We start from the raw sequence: 26,771 nt of genomic DNA, 5'->3' as shown, positions 1-26,771 counted from the left end.
TGCCGTTGAATTTTTACGAAAAAAATGCCTATCACAATGAATGATAGGCATTTTAAGGCAAAGTGCGTCTTCTGTCAGTTAAGTTAACTTGATTATTATCTTAGGCCTAAACTTTCATCCATGATTTTAGGTGTGATAAAGATTAATAGCTCTGTTTTGTCGTCCTGTTTGGTTCTGCGTTTGAAGGCGTTTCCAATAATTGGAATGTCACCAAAGAAAGGAACTTTGCTCACGTCATTACGTTCAGTTTGCTCATAAATGCCGCCAAGTACGGCTGTTTCGCCATTAGACACTAAAACTTGTGTGGTGACTTTTTGTGTGTCAATGGATGGTGTTCCAAAGAATACTACACCGACTTTCTCTTTTTTAACTTCTAAATCCATGATGATTTTATCGTCAGGCGTAATCTGTGGTGTAACCTCTAAACTTAGCACCGCTTCTTTGAATGATACGTTGGTAGCACCACTGCTAGAAGCTTGTAAATAAGGTATTTCAGTGCCTTGTGAAATTTTGGCTTTTTGCTGATTGGCGGTGGTAACGCGTGGGCTAGATACAATTTTGCCGCGGTTATCAGTTTCTAATGCAGTCAACTCTAAGTTGAGTAACAAACCAGCTGGTAATCTAAATAAGCTAAAAGCAATACTGCCTGCTGGACTTGCTACTGGTAAGTTTGAATTTAAGCCTCCTGTACTAATAGCACCAGCTGCACCTGTTGAATTTGTGGCAGATGTCGAATCTAAACTCCCGCCAATAGCGATAGAGTTTTGACCGGGCGTTGCTTGATGTTGAATGCCAAATCTGGCGCCCAAGCTTTTGCCAAACTTCTCATCGGCCAGTACCAGTCTTGATTCAATCATGACCTGTTTAACGGGAATGTCAGTTTTATTAATAATGCCTTGAATCTCTTCTAATTTTTTTGCTGTGTCCTGTATAAACAAGGTATTAGTGCGGGGATCCCATACCGCGCTACCGCGTTTAGATAGGATGCTTTTGTTTTGGCCACCGCTACCGCCACTAGATTCGCCGCCGCCAGTTAAAATATTTTTAAATGCCTCGGCTTTTTGATATTTAAGCGTGAATACTTCCGTGCGTAGTGGTTCCAAATCTTCAATTGCTTGACTGGCTTCTAATTGTGATTTTTCTTTGGCAGCGACTTCTTCCGCAGGGGCAACCATAATGACGTTGCCTGTTTTGCGCATACTTAAGCCTTTATTTTTCATGATGATATCCATGGCTTGATCCCATGGCACATCTTTCAATCTTAATGTCAGATTTCCTGTCACTGTGTCGCTGGTAATAATGTTTAAACCTGTGAAATCAGCGATAACTTGTAATACTGAACGCACTTCAATATTTTGAAAGTTAAGCGATAATTTCTCACCCGCATAACCAGGTTTAGATCCCCTGACTAATTTATCCGGATCTTCAATCACTTGACGCACATCGATAATGAATTTCTTGTCTGCTTGATAGGCAGACTGTTCCCAATTGCCTTTTGGCTCGATTGAGATGCGGCCATTTTTACCTTGTTTTATCGTATCAATATATAAAACTGGGGTATTAAAGTTAATCACATTTAATCGACGTTGCAGGTCAGAAGGGACGTCTGTATTGATAAAGTCAACAATGATTAACTTACCTTTTTGCTTGATATTAATACCTGAATTTGCATCCGATAAATCCACAATAATGCGACCTTCACCATTTTTGCCACGTGAAAAGTCTACATTGGTAATTGCGTGTGCTTGATTGGTGGCGCGAGCTTCAGCAAAACGAGTTTCGGTTGTTGTGCTACCTGCACTAGCTTCACTACCTTGTAGTGTGATGATGACATCTTTACCATTTAACACAGTGTTGTAACCTACATTTTTAGTTAGATTCAGTACAACGCGCGTACGGTCTTTAGCCTGTGCAAATGAAACACTTTTTAATGCGCCTTGCTCGTTAGCAATATTGTTTTTATTTAAGCCGTTAGCCGTTTTAGGGAAATCCAGTGCGATTCGTGCAGGGCTATTTAAAGTGAATCCGGCAGGTGGATTGGCAAGCGGTTCTTGCATTTGCAAGCGTATGCTAACGCGACCGCCTGACAGGGCAGAAAAATCAATGTTTTCAATTTTATTGGTGTATAAACTTTCATCATTAGTTGCTGCCACTGCACTATTAATAAAGCTTAGGCCTAAGCTTGAGGATAATAGTAGCGATACTGCAAAAATTTTTGTCATCGTTTTAAACATGTTCATCCCTGTCATTTATTCTTGCAAATTAATACTTGCGGTGCGCTCTGTCCAGTCACCAGTTAGATCATCCTGCACAATTTCTTTGAGAGCAATATCGCTTTCGTTGATGGCAGTCACTAAACCATAGTTAGGCCCTAAATAATTACCCACTTTAACTTGTTGTATCGTGTTGTCGGGTGTTTTAATTAGCGCATAAGTGAGCTTGTTTTTACTCATGGATCCTACATATTTCAAACTTTCTAATGGGTAGGATTCTAGCGCTTCTTTAGGGCGGCTGGTATTTGGCTGCAAAGTGCCGCTTTTGCTGGCGGCTTTGCGCGGCTTAAACGGATCGGCCAAAGTGCCATCAGCATTGTATTGCAGTGGTGAGTAAGGTAAAACTTCTGGTAAAGGTTCTACGCCTTTACTCATGTCATTTGCTGCATTTTGCATAAACTTATCTAAATCATCGCCGTCACTGCCACTACAAGCAACAAGCGCTAAAGTTAATGCCGAAATAGGCAGTAGCTTTAATAGAAGGCCGGGGTTTAATGAAAGGCTTGTGCGGCTCATTTATTTACTCCCCTTCTTCTCAGCGGCTTTTTTGGCTGCGATTTCTGAAGAGTCCAAATAACGATAGGTTTTCGCAATGGCCTCAAGCATCAGTAAGCCATCTTTACTATCTTTATTCAGTGGGGCAATAGCCATATCGTTTAATGTCACAATTCTGGATAGTTTTGAAATATCGGTCGCAAACGCACCAATGTCATGATAACTGCCTTTAATTTTAATTTGAATCGGCATTTCCGCATAGAAGTCTGCGATGCTTTCTTGTCCGGGTTTAAACAGCTCAAATTCCAGACCACGCCCGAGGCCAGCTTGGTTAATGTCGGTTAACAAGCCATCCATTTGCGATTTATCTGGCAATTGCTTAAGCAGTGCTCCAAAGGTTTTTTCAATATCAACCATTTGTTGTTTATACGCATCAATTTTGATGGCTTGGCCTTTTTTAGTCGTAAACACCTGGCGCAGTTCTTGTTCCTTTGCTTCTGCTTGCGTGAACTCATCCATTTCAGGACTCCACAAAAACCAGTAGCCCAGTGCAACTAAAACTAAAAATATAAATCCTAACAACACCAACTTAACGGGCATTGGCAAGCTGCCTGCATTTTTAAGGTCTATATTATTAAAATCATCTAATTTCATGTGGCTTATTTCCCTTTGATTTTATTTTTATTGGGTGCTTCTTCGGCTTTTTGAACCTTAAGAGATACATTTAGCGTAAAGTCGTTTTGCTTGATACCATTTAGAGTCATGGCTTTAATTTCAATGAGATTAGGCGATTCCATCCAGTTCGAGACGCTTAAGTTGCGTACCAAAGTGGCGACGCGCGCATTGGTATCAGCAACACCTTCTAAGGTAATTAGATTACCTTGTTGCTTAATACTTTTTAAATATAAACCTTCAGGTAGTTGTCTTGATAGCTCATCCAGAATCACTACAGATTGGCTGCGATTCGTTTGCAAATTCTCAACGATTTGTTTGCGTTCCAGCACGTTGCTAATTTGGTCTTTCAAATCTTTAATGTCGGCAATTTCTTTATCTAACTGGACAATCGCTTGCTCTAGCCGACCATTTCTTTCAATTTGAGAGTCTTTTTTTGCACTCAGGTATGTCCAGCCCATAAAGACAACGGCACCAGCGACCACAGCGGCCATTAGCGCCATCAATCCAAATTGGCGCTGACGTTCTGCGCGTTTTAGTTGGCGATGTGGTAATAGGTTAATACGCATCATATTAATTTACTCCACGCATTGCTAAGCCACAGGCAATCAATAATGCAGGCGCATCAATTGCTGCTTGCTGCTGCTTCACCTTGGTGGCGAGCGACATGGACTGAAACGGATTTGCCACAATCGTATTCACTTGGGTACGATCCTGCACCATGATGTCTATTGCAGGGATTGCTGCACAGCCGCCTGCCAAGACCAAATGATCAACGCGATTGTATTGAGTGGAGCTGGTAAAAAACTGCAATGCCCTGGCCACTTCAGTAGAAAGTGATTGCATAAAAGGTTGTAATACCTCGTGTTCGTAGCTTTCTGGCAAGCCACCCTTGCGTTTCGCAATTTCGGCTTCTTCAGCAGATAGACCAAAACGACGTTGAATTTCCTGTGTGAGTTGTGTGCCGCCAAAAGCTTGTTCGCGTACATAGATTGACACATTATCATGCAGCACATTGATGTGCATCATGGCTGCGCCAATATCGATAATCATGATTGTTTGGTCTTTACCTTTATTCGGTATTTGATTGGCGACTAAAGTGTAAGCGGCTTCTGTAGCGTAAGTGTCTACATCCATAACAATCACTTTTAAGCCGGCGTCCTCTGCGGCTGCAACGCGGTCTTCGATTTTTTCTTTTCTAGCTGCGGCAATTAATACTTCTACTTCATCTGGGCTATTTGCTGCTGTACCAATGACTTGAAAGTCAATGTTCACTTCTTCTAACGGAAAGGGAATGTATTGATTGGCTTCCGCTTCTACCTGTACTTCCATGTCTTCTTCACGTAAGTCGGCAGACATCATGACTTTTTTAGTGATGACAGCTGCAGAGGGTAATGCGAGTGCGGTACGTTTTTCACGTGAGCCTAAGAGCTTCCAAGCCAATTTCACTGCATCTGAAACTTGTTCTAAACCGGAAATGTTGCCATCCACAATTGCATCTTTGGGAATGGCAGCAATAGAGTAGGCTTCAAGACGATAGGAACCTTTGCCTGTAGACGAGAGTTCTACCATTTTGACAGCCGAAGTACTAATGTCTACACCGATGAGTGGAGGAGTACTTTCATTGAAAAAATCGAATTTCAAATTAGAATTCTCTTTCTATATTCATAGGTTACGCACAATAGTGATAATTTACATTAAATCCTAGCAACAAGTTTACGGCCTGTAAAGTAAATTTTGATTTTAAATTTATTCTAAGCGCACTATTATTAAGCCTGTGCCATTTTTAATACAAGTTTAATAATTAGCCAATTTATGCATGATTAAACCACCCCTAGAATCTTCATTAAAATGCACTTCGGGGTTTTGGTTAATTCCCATTAGCTTATATACTATAAGTTGTAATTTAACTGGTAATGATTCAATTCGTTAAAACATCTTTATGGCTCTAAAAAATATAGCTCCAAAAAAATGGTGGCACTTTTTAATATTATTTATCGTGGTTGGTGGGTTAACAATATCGGCAATGGCAGCGCTTGCCATCACGCTCATTTACCCAACTTTGCCATCTTTAGAAACACTAACAGATTATCGCCCGAAGCTTCCGCTACGTGTCTATACAGCGGATGGTTTTTTAATTAGTGAGTTTGGTGAAGAACGTCGTGCTTTTGTCAGCATTGATAAAGTGCCGAAGAACTTGAAGAATGCAGTATTGGCGATTGAAGACCGACGATTTTATCAACACGGCGGTGTTGATACCAAAGGCGTGCTGCGAGCCATCAAAAATAACATCACAGGCGTCAGCCATGAGGGTGCTAGTACTATCACCATGCAGGTTGCTAAAAACTTTTTTACCACCCCAGGTAAAAAACGCACGATGATCATCAAAATTAAAGAAGCGCTTTTAGCTTTAAAAATTGAGAAAACCTTAACTAAAGATCAAATTTTCGAGCTTTATTTAAATCAAATTTACTTGGGTCAACGTTCATACGGGTTTGCAGCGGCGTCTCAAATGTATTTCGGAAAACCTTTATCCAAGCTGACATTGGCTGAATCCGCATTGCTTGCAGGTTTGCCAAAAGCGCCTTCTGGCTATAATCCATTCATTAACCCTAAGCGTGCAACGGATAGGCAGCATGAGGTTTTACGTGATATGCGTCGATATGATTTTATTGATGAGGCTGACTTTAATGAGGCAATAGAACAGAAGTTAACCTTTAAAGCGTCTAAATTAGCGCGTGATTTAGAGGCTGACTATGTGGCAGAAATTGTGCGGCAAAGTTTGTATGAGCGTTATCAAGATGATATTTATAGCAGTGGTTTGAAGGTGTACACCACCATCAACAAAGCCGATCAAGAGGCTGCAAACGTTGCTATTCTGCAAGGGATTCTGGAGTATCAGCGTCGCAATGGATATCAAAAGGCCGAGAAAACCATTGACTTAAACAAACTGAAATCCACGGATCTAGCCGAAGGCTTGCAAATTGCATTAGAGGATATCGAAGAATACAAAGGTTTTGTGCCAGCGATTGTGACTGAGGTTTCACCGAAGCTGGTAAAGGTATTTAGTAAGAGAGGCGCTAGCCTTGAAATCAGCGGCGAGGGTTTAAGTTTGTTGCAAAAAAACTTGGCTGATAAAGATATTACAAAACATAAAATCAAACCTGGTTCTGTTGTGCGCGTGATTAAAAGCCAGGATAGCTGGCATATTGTGCAACTGCCGGAAGTGGAAGCTGCTTTAGTAGCGCTTGACCCAGAAAATGGTGCGATTACTGCTCTGGTTGGCGGTTTCGATTTTAATAAAAATAAATTTAATCATGTGACGCAAGCATGGCGGCAACCCGGCTCTAGCTTCAAGCCATTTGTTTATTCGGCCGCTTTAGAAAAGGGATTTACACCTGCAACCATTGTAGAAGATACGCCACTTTCAATGTCATCAAGCGAACTGGGCGGTAGCAAAGCTTGGGAGCCTAAAAACTATGATGGCACCTATTCTGGCCCAATGCGTTTGCGCACGGCATTAACCAAATCAAAAAATATGGTGTCAATTCGCGTACTGCAGCAAATTGGGCCGCGATATGCGCAAGACTACATTACAAAATTTGGTTTTTCTCGTAAGGATCATCCTGCCTATTTGACGATGGCATTAGGTGCGGGTACGACAACGCCCTGGAGTATGGCCAATGGCTATGCAGTATTTGCCAATGGTGGATTTCGTATTAAGCCACATCTGATTAGTAAAATAACGGATAGCAAGGGCAAAGTTGTCGAAGAAATACACTATCCACGTGCCAATCAAGATGCACCAAGAGTAATTGACAGTCGAAACGCATTTTTGATGACTTCTATGATGCGCGATGTAGTGCAAAGAGGTACTGCAACAAGAGCCAAACAGCTTGGACGCCAAGATTTGGCAGGTAAAACAGGTACGACGAATGATCAGGTAGATGCATGGTTTGCAGGCTATAACCCTAAACAGGTAGCTGTGGTGTGGATTGGATACGATAAGCCACGCTCGCTAGGCCGCGTTGAAACAGGTGGTAAGGCGGCCTTGCCTATTTGGATTCGTTACATGGACACCGCGCTAAAAGGCGTGCCTGAGAAACCACTGCAAGTGCCTGATGGCGTGATGGTTGTGCGAGTGGATGCAGAAACCGGTGTGCTGGTTGATCAGGATGAAGAGGGAATCGATGAGTATTTTTATCACGAAAATCCACCACCATCAGTAGAAACATTGCTGCCGCCAATGTTAGAGCCTGGAGAGTCAGAGTTCCCTGATAGCCTGATTCAAAATCCGATGCAACCGCAATCTGCGCCAGTAACACCAAGTGCACCGATTACACAAGAACCACAGGATGGATTTTCTGGTGCTGGCACCAATAGGCAGGTTAGTCCTGCTCCAGTAAATGCGACTTCAACAGCTAATGTAAACTCAAATGCAAAACCTACTTCTAAACCTAATGAGGTTGCTAAACCCACAAGAAAACCAGCCAGTAGTACTAATTCGGCTGCAAACATTTTAAATCCATCAGGCTACTAAAAGATTTTTTACATAAATTGCTAGCATATTAAAGACTTATGGCGCGCGAAAATTTAGAACATATGCGGCAATTGATTGCCCAGTCGGCCGCACGCATGATGGCAGAGGATGGTATTTCTGACTTCTCCTATGCCAAGAAAAAAGCAGGCCGACAAGTTGGCGCAACCGACAACAGCGTATTGCCATCCAATGCCGAAATTGAGGCGGAACTCAAACTCTATAACGCACTGTATTTAAGTGATGAGCAGCCAGAGAATCTACGGAACTTGCGTAAAAATGCATTATTTACCATGCAGATGCTGGAAAAATTCAATCCGCATCTAACTGGTAGTGTGCTGGATGGAACAGCCAGCGCAGGTTCTGAAACGCACATTCATTTGTTTGCTGATAGTTTAAAAGAGCTGGAAATGTTCTTGCTTAACTTGGATATTCCATTCGAAACCAATGAAAAATCGTATCGCATCATGAACGATGGCAAACGTGACAAAAAAGGCGATAACCGTAAAAAAGTGCCGCTGTTTACCTTGGAAATGGATACTGGCTTGATTAAACTAAGCGTGTTTGAGGTAGATGATATGCGTGTTTCGACTAAGCGTGCGGCAGATGGTGTAAATGCGGAGCGGGCGGATATTGAGAGTGTTAAAGAGTTGTTGAATCAAGTTTAATTGTTATTAGGTGTTCATTCTCAAATAATTGATTTGAAAACTATGATTGCAAATAACCGCATAGATGAGGTTTAGCGCGAATTCTTCTCATGATGGACAACGTGCTCGAAAGTTAGATTCGGCTTGGCGAGAGCAGTTCGTAAAAAAGACGGATTTAGATTTACCTCAGAAAGTCTCGAGCGCAGGAACCATCGGAACTCGAGCCGGCTACCACTTTCAATACCAAAATGTGAATGATTGGAAACGTGTAACGCTGAATCTGGCTTCAAGTGCGCTAGAAAGTATAAGCCAACTTCATGATTTGCCTTGGATTGATGTTCAAAGAAGTTCTCCACTACATAGAGTAGTTCACCGCACTAAACTATTTCATCAAGCTCTTCCATCACTTCCCGGACGACAGCTGAAGCTGCATTTCTCCTGGCTCAACTCGTCCGCTTGGTAGAGCCCAGATTGCATCGTCCTCCACTCGATGAAGCAAGACTAAATCATCTTGTAAGATGATTGCTGCGGCTCGAAGATTGAATCGTTGTTCGGCTATGTTGAAGGAAATCATTTGTATTAACGTGAAATATACATCAAAAATTCTTTACTATTAACCATCTTGCGGCATCCATCGCATAGTAAGTCAAAATCCCATCCGCACCAGCGCGTTTAAACGCTAATAAGCTTTCCATCACGCAAGCTTTTTCATCTAACCAACCATTTTGTGATGCTGCTTTAAGCATGGCGTATTCGCCGCTCACTTGATAAGCAAATGTCGGTACGCCGAACTCATCTTTTACGCGGCGCACGATGTCTAAGTAAGGCAAACCTGGTTTGACCATCACCATATCTGCACCTTCAGCAATATCCAGCGCAACTTCCTGCATGGCTTCGTCTGAGTTTGCTGGATCCATTTGGTAGGTATATTTGTTGCCAGTGCCTAAATTGCCAGCCGAGCCGACTGCGTCGCGGAAAGGCCCATAAAAGGCGGAGGCGTATTTGGCAGAATATGCCATGATTTTAGTGTGGATATTGTGCGTACTTTCGAGTGCCTCGCGGATTTGTCCAACGCGGCCATCCATCATATCGCTGGGGGCAACAATATCTGCGCCTGCTTGTGCATGTGAAATGGCTTGTTTCACCAAAACTTCTATCGTTTCATCGTTAAGTACGTAGCCAGTGTCATCAATCAAGCCATCTTGACCATGTGTAGTGTAAGGGTCTAAAGCCACGTCTGTCATAACGCCCAATTGTGGGTAAGCAGTTTTGAGTGCTTTTACGGTGCGTTGAACCAAGCCATTTGCGTTAAATGCTTCGGCTGCATCCAGACTTTTAAATTTGCTATCAACCACTGGAAAGAGGGCCAGCAATGGAATGCCGAGCGCGACGCATTCACCGGCGGTTTTCAATAGTAAATCAATACTTTGACGTTTTACGCCGGGCATTGAAGCCACTTCTTCCACGCGATTTTCACCATCCAGTACAAACACTGGGTAGATTAAATCATTGGTTGTGAGTACATTTTCGCGCATCAAACGGCGTGAAAATTCATCTTTACGCATACGACGCGGGCGGGAATAAGGGTAGCTCATTTTTTCAATCCTTTTACTGTAGATTCATGCTTAAGTAATTTACTCTTAAGCAAATACCTTTGCTAATTCAGCGCCCGGGTCGTCTTGACGCATAAACGCTTCGCCAACCAGGAAAGTATGCACGTTATTTTTACGCATTAGCGCAACATCATCGCTGGTAAAAATACCTGACTCGGTGACAACTATTTTATCTGTTGGGATACGCGTTAATAATTCCAGCGTGGTATTTAAAGTCACATCAAACGTGCGTAGATTGCGGTTGTTAATACCTAATAATGGTGTATTTAATTGCAGTGCCAAATCCAACTCTTCGCCATTGTGCACTTCTACCAGAACTGCCATGCCTAGACTATGCGCTATCTGCTCCAGTTCGCGCATTTTGGCTAAATCAATCGCCGCGGCAATCAGTAAAATGCAATCCGCGCCCATGGCGCGCGCTTCGTACACTTGATACGCGTCAATCATAAAATCTTTACGCAATACAGGCAGCTTACAAGCGGCACGTGCCTGTTTTAAGTATTCTGGCGAACCTTGAAAATAGTCAATGTCAGTGAGTACTGACAAACAGGCTGCGCCGCCTTGCTCGTAACTTTTGGCGATTTCTGCAGGGTTGAAATCTGCGCGTATCACGCCTTTTGAAGGGCTGGCTTTTTTAATTTCTGCAATGACGGCTGATTGGCGATTAGCGATTTTTGCACGAATACTCGCCACAAAGTCGCGCGCAGGTGATGCGTTCAATGCTTCCTCCTGTACGGTTGAAAGTGGCTTAAGGTTTTTTGCCGTTGCGACTTCGTCGACTTTTGTAGCGATAATTTTATTAAGGATATCTGACATGATTAATGCGTCTTTTTGTAAGTTACTTTAGTTAAGTTAAACTATTGATAAGTTTGACCATTATGCTGCAGCCAGCCAGCGGCATGACTACCTTGTGGATCGTGATGCGTCCAGTGCAGTACACCGCCTTTTTTGTTCCATTCATATTCGCCATAAAAACTGACCACATCGCCCGCGTTCAAATTTTCGACACGCTTAGCCAAGTCAATATTATGTGCCACCAGCAAGCTGATGCCATTATCCAGCTTTAAGATAAAGCGCTGATGGCGTGGTGGATTAGTATCATCTTCAAGCACCTTAACGACTTTTCCGCTGGCTTCAACCTGCAGGTTGCTGGACTGATTTTCAAATGCCTTACGAATAACTTGTTCGCCGCCGTTGGCAAGGCCTTGCTGTACATACTGACTGGCCCTGTCAGATATTAGTTCGCTATCAACGCCAGTGCTATGGGAGTGATAAACGGTATAGCCTACCGCGATGGCGATGATTAGCAAGAGTCGCATCATAGACTATTACTTAACACTTTTAATTGCTCAAGTTTTTTCAGGGCGGCACCTGAATCAATTGACAGCGCTGCCATCGTGATGCCTTCTTGGTGACTGTCTGCAATGCCTGCCACATAAATCGCAGCGCCTGCATTCAGCAATACGATATCCCGCGCCGGGCCAGTCTTACCACTTAATACATCCAGCACCATGACCTTGGATTCCTCAGCATTTTCGACATGGATAGCGTTGTGCTCATGCAACGGCATGCCAAATTGCTTTGGGTTGATGACATACTCGCGCACTTCACCGTCTTTCAGTTCTGCGACATAAGTGTCACCACTAAAGGATATTTCATCCATTTCGTCAGCGCTGTGTACGATCATGACGTGATTGCTACCTAGTCTGTGTAAGGCATGTGCCAGCAACGGCACCAGATCGCGATGGAATACGCCCATCACTTGCCGTTTAGCGCCAGCCGGGTTAGTAAGTGGACCCAAAAGATTAAATAATGTACGCACGCCTAACTCGCGACGAACCGGACCAGCGTGCTTCATTGCCGCGTGGTGATTTGGCGCGAACATAAAGCCTATGCCGACATCATCAATACAACGCGCTACCTGTTCGGGTTGCAGCTGGATGTTGACACCCAGTGCCTCCAGCACATCTGCACTGCCGGTTTTGGAAGACGCGGCACGGTTGCCGTGCTTGGCTATTCTTGCTTGAGCACCTGCCGCCACAAATGCGGAGCAGGTGGATACGTTAAATGCCTTATTGGCTGCTCCGCCAGTACCGCAGGTATCAACCAAATTGACGCTATCCTGCACGCTGACTTTGGATACGAGTTCACGCATCACTTGTGCGGCGGCGGCGATCTCGTCTACTGTTTCAACTTTTACGCGCAAACCTATTAATAAGCCAGCAATCTGCGCAGGCGTAAAGTCGCCACGCATTACCTGACGCATCAGCGATAGCATTTCCTCGTGCGTAAAGTTCTCGTGTTGTATCAGCTTCTGCAGGGCAGCTTTAATCGACATGTCCATTAATATGCTTTCAAAAAGTTATTTAATAGATCATGACCATGTTCGGTGAGAATGGACTCTGGGTGAAACTGCACGCCTTCAATGGGCAACGTTTTATGGCGAACCCCCATAATCTCACCATCTTCAGTCCAGGCGGTAATTTCTAAGCAATCTGGCAAGGTTTCACGCTCAATAACTAATGAGTGATACCGCGTTGCGGTAAATGGATTGGGCAAGTCTTTAAATACGCCAATATTGTGATGATGAACAAGTGATGTTTTGCCGTGCATGAGTTGTTTAGCATGCACAATCTTGCCGCCAAATGCCTGACCAATGCTTTGATGGCCTAAACATACGCCTAATAAAGGAATTTTGCCTGCAAACGCATTAATCAATGGCACGCTAATACCCGCTTCATTTGGCGTGCATGGCCCGGGGGAGATGACGATTTTTTCAGGCTTTAATTCAGCCACTTTGGCTAAATCAATTTCATCGTTACGATACACTTGTACGTCTTGCCCCAGCTCGCCCAAATACTGCACCAAGTTGTAGGTGAAAGAATCGTAGTTATCAATCATGAGTAACATATTTGCTCTTTAATTTTATTCAATTTAATTTAAGGTTAAATACTGCGTAATGTTTGTTATTGCTTATGTTCATCAAAGATGTTTATCTGGCTTCAACCATTCTTTCAAATTCTGCAGAATCAATCGGCTTGCTGAAATAATAACCCTGAAAGAAATCGCAACCGAATTCTTTTAACATTTCAAACTGTTCTAACTGCTCAACGCCTTCTGCCACAATATTGCATTGAATAGTCTTGCCGATGGCCAATATCATTTGAATAATCGCAGCGTCATTCGAATCAGTTAATACATCGTTGACGAATGATTGGTCGATTTTAATCTGTGTTACCGGCAGCTTTTTAAGATAAACCAAGGATGAGTTACCCATGCCGAAATCATCCAGGGCAATTCTTATCCCAATATCTTTTAAAATATTCATCTTATTAATCACGTCATCAATATTGTCGATGACGGCTGTTTCGGTTAACTCCAACTTAAGAAAATCAGGATTAATGCCTGTGTGGGCGATAATATCTTGCAACTCTTGTATGAAGTGAATATATAAGAACTGTTTGGCGCTGATATTCACCGAAATTTTGATTTTACTTAATTTGGGCGAGTTTTCCCATTTTTTAAGTTGTTGGCATGCTTGCAGTAACACCCAATAGCCAATTTTAATAATCTGGTTATTTCTTTCGGCTATTGGGATGAATTCCGCTGGAGTAATATTGCCAAGTATAGGATGCATCCATCTGAGTAAAACCTCAGCAGCGATAATATGTTGATTCGCATCAACCATACATTGATAATGAATATAGAATTCGTTTTCTTTTAATGCTTCGTGCAATGATGATTCAATTATCAGATTTCTTTGAAGGTGATCCTGGGTGATTTGATCATAAAATCGATAGGTATTCCGACCTGCTGCTTTGGATTGATACATTGCCGTATCAGCATGCCTTAAATGGTCTTCAAAGCTGAATTCGTCACTATTGAAGAGTGTTAATCCTAAGCTTGCTGTGGTATTAAACTCGAACATTTCAAGTTGATAGTTCTTATTTAGTTCTAGCAAGAGTTTTTGCGCGACCTCATTTGCTTGCATGTACGCAATGTTTTCATCAGTGTCTAGGTTCTCGATGATGATGATAAACTCATCACCACTTAAGCGTGCCACTGTGTCACCTTCTCTAATGGTCTGCTGAATGCGATTGGCAACTTCGATGAGTAAATGGTCGCCAGCATCATGGCCTTTGGTATCGTTCAGCAATTTAAAGTGATCGAGATCAATAAAAATAAGCGCACAAAACGTTCTAGCCCGCTTACTGGTGACAGCCGCGCGTTGAAAACGATCTATTAGCAGACGTCTATTCGGTAAACCTGTTAATGCATCGTAATAAGCAAAATTTTCGATTTCGCGCTGCGCTTTTCTTTGCAGCGATATATCGCGTATGAAGCCTGTTACTAAAGTCTGGCCATTATTCTTCAAAGAAGCGAGCGAAAGTTCTACTGGAAACTCAGAGCCATCAGCACGCATTGCGCTCAATTCCACACGTCTATCAAATATATTCTTTTGACCAGTTAACACAAACTGCTGATGCTTTTTGCTATGTGCTTGACGTAATGCGGGCGGAACCATGACCTCTGCCAGCGATTTCCCGATTACTTGTTGTTTCGTATAGCCAAAAATGCGTTCTGCCGCAGGGTTAAATTCAGTTAGCGCACCTTTTTCGTCAATGGTGACAATGCCATCTAAAGCGCCGTTAATCACGGCACGCAGCTGTATGTCATTATTCCGCAGCGCACTTTCCGCTAAATTGCGTTCTGATTGCAATACAGAAATCAGCAGCATCATTACCACTAAAGTAATCATGAACATCCATAACGTGAATAATCCCTGATCTATATAGGCACTGTAAAAAGCACCGTAGCCTTGCGAAGTTGACCATACGGCGATACCGGATAAGGTAATCACAACAAACGAGCCACCAACAATACCAAAGTTCATGGATGCCCAAATGAGAACCGGTAAGATTAGAAGTAATGACAGCATGAATTTTCTATTCAGACTTGGCACCAATGCTGCAAGCATAAATTCGCACAGCGCAAATATAATTAGCCACGCTATAAATTGATAAACTTGTTTTGCATTAACGCGCAAACTGGCTTTATGGATATTAAGAACCAGTGGCAAGGCAAGTAGCACGCCCACAGTGTCACCTACCCACCAAAAAGACCATGTGCTTCTTAAGTTATCTGCCGAGATTAAATCGCTGATATATAAAAAAAATGTTCCGCCTGTAGCGGATATCAACATGCCCAATGCGGAAGCAGTAATGATGAGAGCGATATCTCTTTGCCTGGTTAAACTGCGATTGAACTGAAATTGATTGAGTAAATATGCCGTTGCTAATGGTGCGAGCGTATTGGTGCAGGCAACGGCAAGTGCTGATATAAACGGCACGCCGAGTGATACTTCTATAAAGGTGGCTGCGCTAAAAATAGCGGGCAAGCTGAGGTAGCCCCAGCGCATAATCGCACCTGCAGCGATGCCCGTTGGCAGCCAAATGGGGGTGATGATTGATTCTTTGTACGGTACCATCAGTCCGAGTTTAGCCGTCACATAGTAGGCTAATGCTACCAGCACAAATTTGGCGATAACTGAATTGATATGTGTGAACATACTTATACCTTGACGTTCATTCTCTCCGACACGCCTTAATTAAGATCAAGTCCTGCTTGTACCAATTCTGCCGCACGTAACACAGCCCGTGCTTTATTTTGCGTTTCAGTCCATTCGCTTTGCGGTACAGAATCTGCCACGATACCTGCACCTGCCTGCACATATAACCTATTATTTTTAATGACACCTGTTCTAATGCCAATGGCAACATCCATGTCGCCATTAAAACCCAAATAGCCCACAGCACCTGCATAAATGCCGCGTTTACTTGGCTCTAGTTCATCAATAATTTCCATTGCCCGTACTTTTGGTGCGCCAGAAACTGTGCCGGCCGGAAACGTGGCTTTAATTACATCAATTGCATCCATGCCCGGTTTCAGCTGGCCTTCTACGTTGCTGACAATATGCATGACGTGTGAGTAACGCTCGATCATCATATTGTCTGTCACTTTAACTGAACCCGTGATTGCAACGCGGCCAACATCATTACGGCCCAAATCCATTAACTGGACATGCTCTGCACGCTCTTTTGGATCCGCTAACAGTTCTACTGATAATGCTAAATCCTGTTCGCGCGTTGCACCGCGCGGGCGCGTTCCTGCAATTGGGCGCGAGGTGACGACCCCATTATCTAAACGCACTAGAATTTCAGGCGAGGCACCCACCACATGATGATTGCCCATATCATAATAAAACATATAAGGTGATGGGTTTAAGCTGCGCAAGGCGCGATAAAGCGATAACGGCGGTGCAGTGAATTCCTGTGACATGCGCTGGCTTAACACCACTTGCATAATGTCACCATCGATAATATAACTTTGTGCTTTTTTAACCGCAGCTTTAAAGTTTTCTTCGCCAAATTCAGAAGTTGCTTGTGTGCTAGTGCTAGCACTGGCAGTTGGAATATCCGCCGTTTTACGCAGCATTTGTATCAGCTCGCTTAAACGATTACGCGCTTTTTCATATGCATTGGCATCAGTGGGATTGGCGTACACAATAAAATACAGTTTGCCGCTTAAGTTATCCACCACCGCGATTTCTTCAGAAACCATCAGTAACACATCAGGTGTACCAATTGCATCGGGTTTAGATGTCTTGGCCAAGCGTTTTTCAATATAGCGAATAGTTTCATAACCGAAATAACCCGCTAAGCCACCTGTAAAACGCGGTAATCCTGCATAAGGCGGCGTTTTAAATCGTGCTTGGAAAGATTTGACAAAATCGAGCGGATTCACATTTTCGTGCGATTCTACAACGGCATTATTCTCAATCACTTGCACATCAAAACCATGCGCTTCAATACGTATTTTGGCTGGTAAGCCAATAATTGAATAGCGGCCAAAGCGTTCACCGCCTTGCACACTTTCTAATAAATAAGAAAATGGCTGATTGGCTAGTTTGAGATAAAGTGAAAGTGGTGTATCAAGATCCGCAAATGTTTCCAGAACAAGTGGAATGCGGTTATAACCTTGCGCGGCAAGCGCGTTGAATTCGGCTTGGTTAATGGTCGTTACTGCAGGCGTAATCATATGTCTTCCTAATCATTTTTCTACTGTTTTTATAGCGTTAAGTTAATGCGTAACGCAATGTCATTATTGTGGCGAATCCAGGCGGAAGCTCGATTTCAATCTAGCGTTTCGCCAATTATTCGCTTCGCCAATAAGGGCGCCAATAGTGAAAATGATTGTTTCGAAAAGTCATATTTATTAATTCATTAAAATTTTAGTTAACCCGCTTAAATCGTCAATTATTGCATCTACCATCGTTACCTCAATCGGTATGCCTTGATTGTAACCGTAAGACATGGTAACAATCGGACACCCCGCGGCTCGTGCTGCCGCAATATCAGTGTTTGAATCACCTACTAATAAAGCGTTTGTTGTTAATACACCCAATTTTGCACAAATATATTGCAGTTGCATAGGGTCTGGCTTCTTTTTTGGCAAACTATCACCAGAAACAACCAATTCAAAAAAATCGATTAATCCGCTTGCCTGTAATAAAGGCAGCGTAAATCTTTCCGGTTTGTTGGTCACGCAGGCCATCTTAAAATCTTTGGACTTAACCGCTCGCAGGCCAGAAATGACGCCATGGTATGGCAAACTTTTTGTGACATTGTTGGCATAATGTACAAAAAAAGCCGCTTGTGCTTGCTCTAGTAATGTTGCATCAGATTCATCATGTAAATTATCTGTTAAACAACGCTTAATCAGTGCATCTACACCTGCGCCAATGTAGTCAGTTATTCGGCTGATGGGTAATTTATTTAAGCCCAAATCAGTCAGTGCCAAGTTCATAGCTTCTGCAATTTGCGGCGCGGTATCGATCAGCGTACCGTCAAGGTCAAACATCACCAGCTTGACCTTGAATTGCTTATCCGCCGTTTTTTGCAAATGTATTACTTTAAGCTAGAAAATTAAACGGTCGCTAAAGCCGCACGCATTTCGCCTACGATCGTGTTGTAACGATTTTTGTCAGAGTCCAATGGTTTGCTGAAAATGGCAGAGCCTGCAACAAATGTATCAGCGCCTGCGCGTGCAATTTCTGCAATATTTTGAGCGTTTACGCCGCCGTCCACTTCTAACCAGATTTCACGGCCTGTTTGTGCGGTGTAAGCATCGATTTTTGCACGTGCTAAACGTAGTTTGTTTAAGGTTTCCGGAATGAATTTCTGGCCGCCAAAACCAGGGTTAACCGACATTAATAACACCATATCGACTTTATCCAATACATGGTCTAAATAATGCAGCGGTGTTGCCGGATTGAATACCAAGCCAGATTTACAGCCTAAATCGCGAATCATCGCTAGTGAGCGGTCGATATGTTTAGAGGCTTCCGGATGGAATGTAATAATGTTCGCGCCTGCTTTGGCAAAGTCTGGAATGATACGATCCACTGGCTCTACCATTAAATGTACATCAATAATACCGCCAACGCGCGCTGCAGTTTCACGAATCGCTTCGCACACCAATGGCCCGATGGTTAAGTTTGGCACATAGTGATTATCCATGACATCAAAGTGCACTAAGTCTGTGCCCGATGTAATCACATCGTCGATTTCCTGACCAAGCTTGGCAAAGTTAGCGGATAAAATACTTGGGGCGATTCTAAAAGTTTTACTCATGGCTATAATTTCCTAACAAGTCATCTAAATTAATGGCTAAAGCGTTATTTTAACGCCATTTTACGCTTTTAAGAAATGCGCTTTTCTTTAAGATAACTTGCTTAACATAAGCTGATACTTCAAAATTACATAATGCAGCTTTATACAATTGGTGTTAACCACACCACTGCCCCTATTTCCATTCGTGAGCATGTCGCGTTTAATCCAGATGTTTTGCGTCATGCACTCAGCGATTTAACCGCGCAGAACGTGGCTGAGGCGGCGATTTTGTCTACTTGTAACCGCACGGAAATCTACGTGCAGACCAACACGCCAGAACCAATCGTCAATTGGTTGGCCAATTATCATCGTTTAGATTTCAATAATATTCAGCCCTATACTTATACCTTGAGCAATCAGGAAGCGGTAAAACATGCGTTTCGCGTGGCATCTGGTTTAGATAGCATGGTGTTAGGCGAGCCGCAAATTCTGGGGCAGTTCAAGCAATCCGTTAAAATCGCGCAAGATGCCGGTACTTTAGGAACGCTTTTACATAAATTGTTTCAGCGCACATTTGAAGTCGCCAAAGAGGTGCGCACCAATACTGACATCGGTGGCAGTTCCATTTCAATGGCAGCCGCTACGATTAAGCTAGCACAGCGAATATTTGGTGACATCAGCCAGCAGAAAATATTGTTTATTGGTGCTGGCGAGATGATAGAGCTGTGCGCAGATCATTTTGCCGCGCAAAAGCCAAAATCCATGACCATTGCGAATCGCACGATTGAGCGCGGCTTGCAACTGGCCAATAAAGTTGGTGGTCATGCGATTCTGCTAAATGATTTGCCGGGGTATTTTTCTGAATTCGATATTGTCATTACCAGTACCGCCAGCCAATTGCCGATTGTGGGCTTGGGTATGGTAGAGCGTGCAATTAAAACACGCCGTCATCGCCCGATGTTTATGGTGGATTTAGCTGTTCCACGTGATATTGAGCCGGAAGTCGCACAGTTGGACGATGTTTTTTTGTATACCGTGGATGATTTGGCACAAGTGGTGGCGGATGGCATGGAAAATCGTCAGGAAGCAGCGGTTAATGCGGAATTAATCGTAGCCGCGCGCGTTGAAGGCTTTATGCAATGGTTTAAAAAACGTGATGCGGTTCCGACCATTAAAGCCTTGCGCGACCAAGCCGAAGCAGTACGAAAGACTGAACTGGGGAAAGCACTTAAGCTGATTCAAAAGGGGGAAAGTGCCGAGGTTGTTTTGGAGGCGCTCAGTAATGCCTTAACCAATAAATTTTTGCACGCCCCTAGTCATTTACTCAATCAAACGCACGGCGATGAACACGCAAGGATTGAACAAATCGTCCGCCAGCTTTACCAAATTAAACACTAAAAGAAGTATTGAATGAAACCCGGTATATTATGAAACCTAGCATGATTAGAAAGCTCGCCACTTTAAGCGAGCGTTTAGAAGAAATAAACCGCCTGATGAGTAGTGAGGGCGTGACCAATAATATGGATGCCTACAGAAAGCTTACGCAGGAGCACGCGGAGATTACACCGATTGTTGAGCAGTATCACGCATTTGAACAGGCTGAGGCAGATATTGCCGAAGCACAGCAAATGTTAAGTGATCCTGATATGAAGGAGTTTGCCCAAGAAGAAATCGATGCAGGCAAAATCAAGCTGGAAACGGTTGAAATGGAATTGCAGAAACTATTGCTGCCTAAAGACCCCAATGACGACAAAAATATCTTCCTGGAGATCCGTGCAGGCACTGGCGGCGATGAATCTGGTTTGTTTGCAGGCGATTTATACCGTATGTATTCGCGCTACGCAGAACGTCAAAAGTGGCGCGTGGAAATCATGTCTGCCAACGAAGGTGAGATGGGCGGCTACAAGGAAATCATCGCTAAAATTGAAGGTTACGGTGCGTATTCTAAATTGAAATTCGAAAGTGGCGGTCACCGCGTACAACGTGTGCCTGACACTGAAACGCAAGGTCGTATCCATACATCCGCTTGCACAGTTGCTGTTCTGCCAGAAGCTGACGAAATTGATGATGTGGTCATTAATCCAGCCGATATTCGTATCGATACTTATCGGGCATCAGGTGCTGGTGGGCAACATATTAATAAAACCGATTCTGCTGTGCGTATTACGCATAATCCAACAGGTATTGTGGTGGAATGTCAGGAAGGTCGTAGCCAGCATGCGAATAAAGCTCAGGCGATGGCTGTACTTGCTGCACGCATTAAATCTAAACAAGTGGATGCGCAAAATAGTGCAATCGCTAGTGAGCGTAAAAGCCTAATTGGCTCTGGCGATAGAAGTGAGCGCATTCGTACCTACAACTATCCGCAAGGCCGCATCACCGATCATCGCATCAACTTAACGTTGTATAAGATTGATGCGATTACCGAAGGTGATATGGATGAGTTGATTAGTGCGTTATCTGCAGAACATCAGGCAGATTTGCTGGCGAGCTTGGGTGAAGATAATTAACTTAAATCATCAGAAGACTATTTAAATCATGGCTGTTAAATCTCATGTAGATGCAAATTATCGTTTTATTGCGGCATATCAAGAAATCAATGTTCGTATCGCACAACGTCAACAAGCACTGACCTTATATGTTATGTTAACGGTCAGTTTGCTGGCAGCAATTGTTGCATTAAAACCCTCTGCAGGCAGCAACACACTGCCAATTGAATGGCTAGTTTTAGGATTTTCAGTCGCGTCTATTTGCTTGGTTTTTCTGAATGTAATGGCTGAGCGGGCAATTGCAAATCTTCGGCGTTTTCTCTATGAGCTGGAAAAACTGGATAGCGCAAATGAAAGCTTACCTAGCTATCATGCAGATCCAGAATGGACGCTTGTCGCCAACAAAGCCAGACGATTCCATTTGTTTGCCGCTGCCGTGTTAGTGGCTGGGGGAAACGCAATTGGTATGGGAGCAACTATTGCTATCTATCCAGAACGAATTGCCGCCTATCCGGTGATCATTTGGGTTAATTTAAGTGTTGCTTTGATTTCCATTATCGCTTTACTTATTATCCCTAGATGGAGCTTTAGAACTACATAAACTTAATGCACAGTTACAGTGATTTTTTAAGTTTTCTATTCTTTAATATCCAGCTCCTGAATCTTCCGCGTTAGAGTGTTGCGCCCCATACCAAGTTGATTGGCCGCTTCAATACGACGGCCATCGGTATGTTGCAGGGCTTTAATAATCATCACGCGCTCAAAATCTTTGGTGCGCGCTTCCAGTACATTTTGCTCGCCACGATTCAATGCGTCAGATACCTCTTGCGCCAAGGCTTCTTGCCATGAGCTCGCACTGATGGTTTTGCTGGTGTCCTCTTTTAATTCTGGCGGTAAATCTACAACGTCCACGCTTTGACCCGGCGCCATCACGGTTAACCAGTGGCATACATTTTCCAGTTGGCGAACGTTGCCGCTCCAGTTAACTGCGGTTAGATAGCGCAGCGCAGCGGCCGATAGCTGTTTCGGCTCTACACCCAGCTGAATCGCACTTTGCGTTAAAAAATGTTTTGTCAAATGTGGTATATCTTCGCGACGTTCGCGCAGTGGTGGGAGCCGCAAGCGAATGACATTTAAACGGTGGAATAAGTCTTCGCGGAACAAGCCTAGCTTCACACGCTCTTCTAAATCCTGATGGGTAGCGGCAATCACGCGCACGTTGACTTTGATTGGTTGGTGGCCGCCCACCCGATAAAATTGGCCGTCACTTAACACGCGCAATAGACGAGTTTGTAAATCGGCTGGCATATCGCCAATCTCGTCTAAAAATAATGTACCGTTATCCGCTTGCTCAAAACGTCCACGGCGCGAGGCTGCTGCGCCTGTGAATGCGCCACGTTCATGGCCGAATAATTCAGACTCTAATAAGTCTTTTGGAATTGCTGCGGTATTAATGGCGATAAATGGTTTTTCTGCACGCGGACTGTGTTTGTGCAATGCGCTGGCGACCAACTCTTTACCACTGCCCGATTCACCATTGATTAACACTGTTGCGTGTGAGCGACTTAACCTGCCAATGGCCCGAAAAACCTCTTGCATGGCTGGTGCTTGACCAATGATTTCAGGTGTTTCTTCCAAAGCTACCGTTTCAACGGCTTGGCGCATGCTTTCTTCTACTGCGCGCTTAATCACGTCAATGGCTTGATCGACATCGAAAGGTTTGGCTAGATATTCAAATGCACCGCCTTGAAAAGCTGCTACTGCGCTCTCTAAGTCAGAATAGGCTGTCATGATGATGACTGGAATTTCAGGATAACGCTGTTTGATCTCACTTAAAAAATCCAAGCCAGAACCGTTTGGCATGCGGATATCACTGACCACAACTTGTGGCTGTTCGCGGTTTAAAGCGTTAAGTGCTTCGGCGACAGAAGAAAAAGTTTTGAACTCTAAATCTGTACGTGCTAAGGCTTTTTCGAACACCCAGCGAATCGATTTATCATCGTCTAAAATCCAAATTGGTTTCATATTTCTCTCATAAAATTGTTTAACTCTTTTACTTTAGGCCTTATTCAATCAATGATCACTGCACAATATTGGCATATTTCATTGCCGATGTTTCAACGGGCAGTAATATCGTAAAGCAGGTTTTACCAGGCTGACTTTCGCAATCAATCATGCCATGGTGTTGTGTCACAAAAGTCTGTGCCAGAGCAAGCCCCAAACCGCTTCCACCTTCACGCCCAGTCACCAGCGGATAAAAAATCTTATCCTTTATATCGGCAGAGATGCCGGGTCCATTATCAATAATTTGTAATTTGATTGCGACTCGATAACGTTTTTTTGCTAAGGTCACTTGGCGTTCGGCACGTGTTTTTAAAACTATCTCGGCATCGCTTGTGCCATTAGATTGCATCGCCTGTACGGCATTGCGTGCAATATTCAACACAGCTTGAATCAGTTTTTCGCGATCACCAATCAAATCGGGCAAACTGGTATCATAATCGCGGCGCACTTTGATGTTGTTGGGTGATTCTGCCAACAATAAGCTACGCACGCGTTCTAATACTTCATGAATATTGGTTGGCTCATATTTGGGTACACGATGCGGCACCAGCAATCTGTCCATCAAGCTTTGCAGTCTATCCGCTTCTTTGATAATGACCTGCGTATATTCGCGCAAACTTGGGTTAGGTAACTCATGTTCCAACAATTGCGCTGCACCGCGTAAACCACCAAGCGGGTTACGGATTTCATGTGCTAAATTACGTAATAATTCAGAGTTGGCTTGTTGCTGAATCAGCATACGCTCTTCACGCGCTATGCGTAATTGCTGATCCATCTGCTGGAATTCTAGTAACAGACTTGCTTGGCTCATTTCAACTGGTGTTACCGTGCAGGTGACTGCAAATGATTGTTGGCGCACGGTGGTAATGGCAAACTCATGTTCGCGATAAGGGCTATCATTTTTAACCGCATTATCAATGGCCAACTGTAATATTTCGCAATGCAAAAATACTTCTGAAATATAACTGCCGGATATTTGCGTTGCGCTTAAGGCAAATAAAATTTCAGTGCTGGGATTTGCATAGACCACTTGATGTGATTGATTCAGCAGTATCACCGCAGTGGCGAGGTGTTCTAAACCAGAAAAGCCTGAGGGAATATTCTGAACCATGAGTTAAATACTACAGCAATTAAATAATTGCTTGTATATAAGCAAGAGCTAAGCCAGCTTTAAATACGTTTTAAAAAAATTAATTAATGGCGTTAATTTCTTTGGTCAGTAACTCAATGTTGCGTTGATGAACATCAACATCGTCTTTTAAAGCTTTCATTTTTTCTTCGAATTTCGCAACGTTGCGGAAGGTTTTGCCATTGGCAGCTTTGTAAACTTCGGGTTTGGATTCACCTTCAGCATATGCCTCTTTCGCCTTGGCAAGAGCCTGTTTTTCAGCCTCAAGCTCAGCTTGTAAAATATCTTTACGTTTGCCGTCACGCTGATTTTGTGTGCCTGCATCTACTTTAGGGAAGTTTGCGGGAGTTGCTGTCTTTGCTTGCGGAGCGCGGTTTGTCGAGCGGTTAGCTTCGCTACCACCACTGCCAAAATTAGTGTCCGCAGGCTCTAAATCTAGTTTCTTGGCGCCTTTGAGTTTTACGTTTGAATACGTAACACGACCTTCAGAATCTACATGTTTATAGATTTCAGCATGCACTAAATTAGGCACGATTAATGTCGATAAAATAATGCTTAAAAGTGATAGTTGTTTATTCATGGCAATAGTTTAGATGAGACTGTTGTAGTTAGCAACGAGCTATTTGTGATTGTGGTTGACTGTGGTTTTTTGTGAGGTATGGCCACTGTAAATTGTGATTGCGGTTAAAAAATAATAAAGGGCGACCGAAGTCGCCCTTTATTGGTGCATGCATTAATTAACAGCTATGTTGGATTAACAACTGTAGTACAGATCAAACTCAACTGGATGTGGAGTTTGGCGTAATTTAGTCACTTCTTCCATTTTTAATGCAATGTAAGAGTCGATCCAATCCTCAGAGAACACGCCACCACGAGTTAAGAACTCGCGATCTTTATCCAAATACTCTAACGCTTGCTCCAGTGAAGTGCAGACTGTTGGGATTAATGCATCTTCTTCTGGAGGTAGATGGTACAAATCTTTAGTTGCTGGCTCACCTGGGTGAATTTTGTTTTGTACGCCATCAAGACCTGCCATTAGCAATGCAGAGAATGCCAGGTATGGGTTAGCAATCGGATCTGGGAAACGCGCTTCAACACGGCGGGCTTTATCAGAATGTACAAATGGAATACGGATAGCAGCAGAACGGTTTTTAGCAGAGTAAGCTAATTTTACCGGTGCTTCATAGTGTGGAACCAAGCGTTTATATGAGTTAGTGCCAGGGTTCGTAATAGCATTTAATGCACGCGCATGTTTGATAATGCCGCCGATGTAATATAAAGCAAATTCACTGAGGCCGGCATAACCGTCGCCAGCAAATAGGTTCTTGCCATCTTTCCATACAGATTGGTGTACGTGCATACCAGAACCGTTATCGCCAAACATTGGTTTAGGCATGAAAGTAGCTGTTTTGCCATACGCATGTGCAGTATTTAACACCACATATTTTAAGATTTGTGTCCAATCAGCGCGTTGCGTTAATGTGGCAAACTTAGTACCAATCTCACATTGGCCAGCCGTGGCAACCTCATGGTGATGCACTTCAACAGGCACGCCCATCGCTTCTAACGTCATGCACATTGCAGAGCGTACATCGTGTAATGAATCGACTGGTGGCACTGGGAAATAACCACCTTTAACGCCAGGGCGGTGACCAGTATTACCACCTTCAAATTTCTCACCAGATGACCATGCGGCCTCTTCGGAGTTGATTTTAACTGAGCTGCCACTCATATCAACTGACCAGTTGATTGAATCGAAAATAAAGAATTCTGGCTCCGGACCAAAGTAAGCCGTGTCGCCCAAGCCGCTTGATTTTAAATACGCTTCTGCGCGTTTTGCTAATGAACGCGGGTCGCGATCGTAACCTTTACCGTCTGTTGGATCAACAACGTCACAGGTTAAAATCAATGTAGGTTCGTCCATAAATGGATCGATGTTTGCCGTTGATGCGTCAGGCATTAATTGCATGTCAGAAGCTTGAATGCCTTTCCAACCAGCAATTGAAGAGCCATCAAATGCATGACCTTCGGTAAATTTATCTTCGTTAAAGGCAGAAACAGGCACCGTAACGTGTTGTTCTTTACCGCGAGTGTCAGTAAAACGAAAATCGACAAATTTGATGTCGTTTTCTTTTACCATTTTCATTACATTTGCAACCGACATTGCTCTCTCCTAGAAT

At 43.4% G+C, this 26,771-nt stretch carries 23 protein-coding genes; 5 read left to right on the top strand and 18 right to left on the bottom strand.

Annotation, left to right across the window (positions count from 1 at the left end; all coding sequences use genetic code 11):
* Nucleotides 1-95 precede the first annotated feature (95 nt).
* From pilQ to K370_RS06410, 5 genes are read right to left on the bottom strand one after another with little or no spacing between them, the layout of a single operon-like run.
* Nucleotides 96-2,249: a type IV pilus secretin PilQ gene (gene pilQ / locus K370_RS06430; protein ID WP_047539986.1), complete on the bottom strand. Its 2,154-nt coding sequence runs from the start codon at nt 2,247-2,249 to the stop codon at nt 96-98.
* Nucleotides 2,250-2,789 carry a pilus assembly protein PilP gene (locus tag K370_RS06425; RefSeq protein WP_047539984.1) on the bottom strand — a complete coding sequence of 180 codons (540 nt, stop codon included), beginning with the start codon at nt 2,787-2,789 and terminating at the stop codon, nt 2,250-2,252.
* Nucleotides 2,790-3,422, bottom strand: a complete 633-nt coding sequence (locus K370_RS06420; RefSeq protein WP_047539982.1) for a type 4a pilus biogenesis protein PilO — start codon at nt 3,420-3,422, stop codon at nt 2,790-2,792.
* Between the two features lie 5 nt (nt 3,423-3,427).
* Nucleotides 3,428-4,012, bottom strand: coding sequence for a PilN domain-containing protein (locus tag K370_RS06415; RefSeq protein WP_047539981.1), 585 nt, complete (start codon nt 4,010-4,012; stop codon nt 3,428-3,430).
* A 1-nt stretch (nt 4,013) separates the two neighbouring features.
* Nucleotides 4,014-5,084, bottom strand: coding sequence for a pilus assembly protein PilM (locus K370_RS06410; protein ID WP_047539979.1), 1,071 nt, complete (start codon nt 5,082-5,084; stop codon nt 4,014-4,016).
* Nucleotides 5,085-5,382: 298 nt separating this feature from the next.
* Here K370_RS06410 and K370_RS06405 point away from each other — a divergent pair, with 298 nt between their 5' ends.
* Both K370_RS06405 and K370_RS06400 read left to right on the top strand, forming a co-directional pair.
* Complete coding sequence (locus K370_RS06405) at nt 5,383-7,980, top strand: penicillin-binding protein 1A (RefSeq protein ID WP_235272704.1); 2,598 nt, start codon at nt 5,383-5,385, stop codon at nt 7,978-7,980.
* A 38-nt stretch (nt 7,981-8,018) separates the two neighbouring features.
* Nucleotides 8,019-8,645 carry a hypothetical protein gene (locus tag K370_RS06400; RefSeq protein WP_047539978.1) on the top strand — a complete coding sequence of 209 codons (627 nt, stop codon included), beginning with the start codon at nt 8,019-8,021 and terminating at the stop codon, nt 8,643-8,645.
* 575 nt (nt 8,646-9,220) lie between these two features.
* Here the strand turns inward: K370_RS06400 and hemB are convergent.
* The 9 genes from hemB to rpe form a co-directional block, all read right to left on the bottom strand.
* Complete coding sequence (gene hemB / locus K370_RS06390; RefSeq protein ID WP_047539976.1) at nt 9,221-10,219, bottom strand: porphobilinogen synthase; 999 nt, start codon at nt 10,217-10,219, stop codon at nt 9,221-9,223.
* A gap of 45 nt (nt 10,220-10,264) precedes the next feature.
* The gene (gene trpC, locus K370_RS06385) at nt 10,265-11,053 is read right to left on the bottom strand and encodes an indole-3-glycerol phosphate synthase TrpC (protein ID WP_047539972.1); all 789 of its coding nucleotides are present in this window, start codon (nt 11,051-11,053) and stop codon (nt 10,265-10,267) included.
* 41 nt (nt 11,054-11,094) lie between these two features.
* Nucleotides 11,095-11,559 carry a DUF3465 domain-containing protein gene (locus K370_RS06380; protein WP_047539970.1) on the bottom strand — a complete coding sequence of 155 codons (465 nt, stop codon included), beginning with the start codon at nt 11,557-11,559 and terminating at the stop codon, nt 11,095-11,097.
* Nucleotides 11,556-12,581: an anthranilate phosphoribosyltransferase gene (gene trpD, locus K370_RS06375; protein ID WP_047539968.1), complete on the bottom strand. Its 1,026-nt coding sequence runs from the start codon at nt 12,579-12,581 to the stop codon at nt 11,556-11,558. Before trpD ends, K370_RS06380 begins: the two co-directional genes overlap by 4 nt.
* The gene (gene pabA / locus K370_RS06370; RefSeq protein WP_047539966.1) at nt 12,581-13,147 is read right to left on the bottom strand and encodes an aminodeoxychorismate/anthranilate synthase component II; all 567 of its coding nucleotides are present in this window, start codon (nt 13,145-13,147) and stop codon (nt 12,581-12,583) included. Before pabA ends, trpD begins: the two co-directional genes overlap by 1 nt.
* A gap of 82 nt (nt 13,148-13,229) precedes the next feature.
* Nucleotides 13,230-15,806, bottom strand: a complete 2,577-nt coding sequence (locus tag K370_RS06365) for an EAL domain-containing protein (RefSeq protein ID WP_047539964.1) — start codon at nt 15,804-15,806, stop codon at nt 13,230-13,232.
* A 35-nt stretch (nt 15,807-15,841) separates the two neighbouring features.
* A complete protein-coding gene (gene trpE, locus K370_RS06360) occupies nt 15,842-17,335 on the bottom strand; it encodes an anthranilate synthase component I (protein WP_047539962.1) in 1,494 nt (497 codons plus the stop codon).
* Nucleotides 17,336-17,512: 177 nt separating this feature from the next.
* Nucleotides 17,513-18,199: a phosphoglycolate phosphatase gene (locus K370_RS06355; RefSeq protein ID WP_081977175.1), complete on the bottom strand. Its 687-nt coding sequence runs from the start codon at nt 18,197-18,199 to the stop codon at nt 17,513-17,515.
* A 23-nt stretch (nt 18,200-18,222) separates the two neighbouring features.
* Nucleotides 18,223-18,930 carry a ribulose-phosphate 3-epimerase gene (gene rpe, locus K370_RS06350; RefSeq protein ID WP_047539960.1) on the bottom strand — a complete coding sequence of 236 codons (708 nt, stop codon included), beginning with the start codon at nt 18,928-18,930 and terminating at the stop codon, nt 18,223-18,225.
* A 132-nt stretch (nt 18,931-19,062) separates the two neighbouring features.
* On the opposite strand from rpe, the gene hemA reads away from it, so the two are divergent.
* Genes hemA through K370_RS06335 form a run of 3 tightly spaced genes read left to right on the top strand, consistent with a single transcriptional unit; the run spans nt 19,063 to nt 21,999 of the window.
* Nucleotides 19,063-20,307, top strand: coding sequence for a glutamyl-tRNA reductase (gene hemA / locus K370_RS06345; protein WP_047539958.1), 1,245 nt, complete (start codon nt 19,063-19,065; stop codon nt 20,305-20,307).
* Between the two features lie 29 nt (nt 20,308-20,336).
* The gene (gene prfA, locus K370_RS06340) at nt 20,337-21,419 is read left to right on the top strand and encodes a peptide chain release factor 1 (protein WP_047539956.1); all 1,083 of its coding nucleotides are present in this window, start codon (nt 20,337-20,339) and stop codon (nt 21,417-21,419) included.
* Between the two features lie 28 nt (nt 21,420-21,447).
* The gene (locus K370_RS06335) at nt 21,448-21,999 is read left to right on the top strand and encodes a hypothetical protein (protein WP_047539954.1); all 552 of its coding nucleotides are present in this window, start codon (nt 21,448-21,450) and stop codon (nt 21,997-21,999) included.
* A gap of 35 nt (nt 22,000-22,034) precedes the next feature.
* On the opposite strand, the gene ntrC is transcribed toward K370_RS06335, so the two are convergent.
* The 4 genes from ntrC to glnA form a co-directional block, all read right to left on the bottom strand.
* Complete coding sequence (ntrC, locus tag K370_RS06330; RefSeq protein ID WP_047539952.1) at nt 22,035-23,423, bottom strand: nitrogen regulation protein NR(I); 1,389 nt, start codon at nt 23,421-23,423, stop codon at nt 22,035-22,037.
* A 55-nt stretch (nt 23,424-23,478) separates the two neighbouring features.
* Nucleotides 23,479-24,573 carry a nitrogen regulation protein NR(II) gene (gene glnL, locus K370_RS06325; RefSeq protein WP_047539950.1) on the bottom strand — a complete coding sequence of 365 codons (1,095 nt, stop codon included), beginning with the start codon at nt 24,571-24,573 and terminating at the stop codon, nt 23,479-23,481.
* Nucleotides 24,574-24,652: 79 nt separating this feature from the next.
* On the bottom strand, nt 24,653-25,171 hold the full coding sequence (locus K370_RS06320) for a DUF4124 domain-containing protein (protein ID WP_047539948.1): 519 nt from the start codon (nt 25,169-25,171) through the stop codon (nt 24,653-24,655).
* A 174-nt stretch (nt 25,172-25,345) separates the two neighbouring features.
* On the bottom strand, nt 25,346-26,755 hold the full coding sequence (glnA, locus tag K370_RS06315; protein WP_047539946.1) for a type I glutamate--ammonia ligase: 1,410 nt from the start codon (nt 26,753-26,755) through the stop codon (nt 25,346-25,348).
* Between the last annotated feature and the right edge of the window lie 16 nt (nt 26,756-26,771).

This window comes from Methylotenera versatilis 7 (assembly GCF_000799165.1).
Lineage (GTDB): Bacteria > Pseudomonadota > Gammaproteobacteria > Burkholderiales > Methylophilaceae > Methylotenera_A > Methylotenera_A versatilis_A.
This window is presented reverse-complemented; position numbering and strand designations above follow the sequence as displayed.

What these genes read in the sequence shown, in the direction of transcription:
- pilQ (WP_047539986.1), bottom strand. Translation starts at nt 2,249, where the DNA reads ATGACAGGGATGAACATGTTTAAAACGATGACAAAAATTTTTGCAGTA.
- K370_RS06425 (WP_047539984.1), bottom strand. Translation starts at nt 2,789, where the DNA reads ATGAGCCGCACAAGCCTTTCATTAAACCCCGGCCTTCTATTAAAGCTA.
- K370_RS06420 (WP_047539982.1), bottom strand. Translation starts at nt 3,422, where the DNA reads ATGAAATTAGATGATTTTAATAATATAGACCTTAAAAATGCAGGCAGC.
- K370_RS06415 (WP_047539981.1), bottom strand. Translation starts at nt 4,012, where the DNA reads ATGATGCGTATTAACCTATTACCACATCGCCAACTAAAACGCGCAGAA.
- K370_RS06405 (WP_235272704.1), top strand. Translation starts at nt 5,383, where the DNA reads ATGGCTCTAAAAAATATAGCTCCAAAAAAATGGTGGCACTTTTTAATA.
- K370_RS06400 (WP_047539978.1), top strand. Translation starts at nt 8,019, where the DNA reads ATGGCGCGCGAAAATTTAGAACATATGCGGCAATTGATTGCCCAGTCG.
- hemB (WP_047539976.1), bottom strand. Translation starts at nt 10,219, where the DNA reads ATGAGCTACCCTTATTCCCGCCCGCGTCGTATGCGTAAAGATGAATTT.
- trpC (WP_047539972.1), bottom strand. Translation starts at nt 11,053, where the DNA reads ATGTCAGATATCCTTAATAAAATTATCGCTACAAAAGTCGACGAAGTC.
- K370_RS06380 (WP_047539970.1), bottom strand. Translation starts at nt 11,559, where the DNA reads ATGATGCGACTCTTGCTAATCATCGCCATCGCGGTAGGCTATACCGTT.
- trpD (WP_047539968.1), bottom strand. Translation starts at nt 12,581, where the DNA reads ATGGACATGTCGATTAAAGCTGCCCTGCAGAAGCTGATACAACACGAG.
- pabA (WP_047539966.1), bottom strand. Translation starts at nt 13,147, where the DNA reads ATGTTACTCATGATTGATAACTACGATTCTTTCACCTACAACTTGGTG.
- K370_RS06365 (WP_047539964.1), bottom strand. Translation starts at nt 15,806, where the DNA reads ATGTTCACACATATCAATTCAGTTATCGCCAAATTTGTGCTGGTAGCA.
- trpE (WP_047539962.1), bottom strand. Translation starts at nt 17,335, where the DNA reads ATGATTACGCCTGCAGTAACGACCATTAACCAAGCCGAATTCAACGCG.
- rpe (WP_047539960.1), bottom strand. Translation starts at nt 18,930, where the DNA reads ATGAGTAAAACTTTTAGAATCGCCCCAAGTATTTTATCCGCTAACTTT.
- hemA (WP_047539958.1), top strand. Translation starts at nt 19,063, where the DNA reads ATGCAGCTTTATACAATTGGTGTTAACCACACCACTGCCCCTATTTCC.
- prfA (WP_047539956.1), top strand. Translation starts at nt 20,337, where the DNA reads ATGAAACCTAGCATGATTAGAAAGCTCGCCACTTTAAGCGAGCGTTTA.
- K370_RS06335 (WP_047539954.1), top strand. Translation starts at nt 21,448, where the DNA reads ATGGCTGTTAAATCTCATGTAGATGCAAATTATCGTTTTATTGCGGCA.
- ntrC (WP_047539952.1), bottom strand. Translation starts at nt 23,423, where the DNA reads ATGAAACCAATTTGGATTTTAGACGATGATAAATCGATTCGCTGGGTG.
- glnL (WP_047539950.1), bottom strand. Translation starts at nt 24,573, where the DNA reads ATGGTTCAGAATATTCCCTCAGGCTTTTCTGGTTTAGAACACCTCGCC.
- K370_RS06320 (WP_047539948.1), bottom strand. Translation starts at nt 25,171, where the DNA reads ATGAATAAACAACTATCACTTTTAAGCATTATTTTATCGACATTAATC.
- glnA (WP_047539946.1), bottom strand. Translation starts at nt 26,755, where the DNA reads ATGTCGGTTGCAAATGTAATGAAAATGGTAAAAGAAAACGACATCAAA.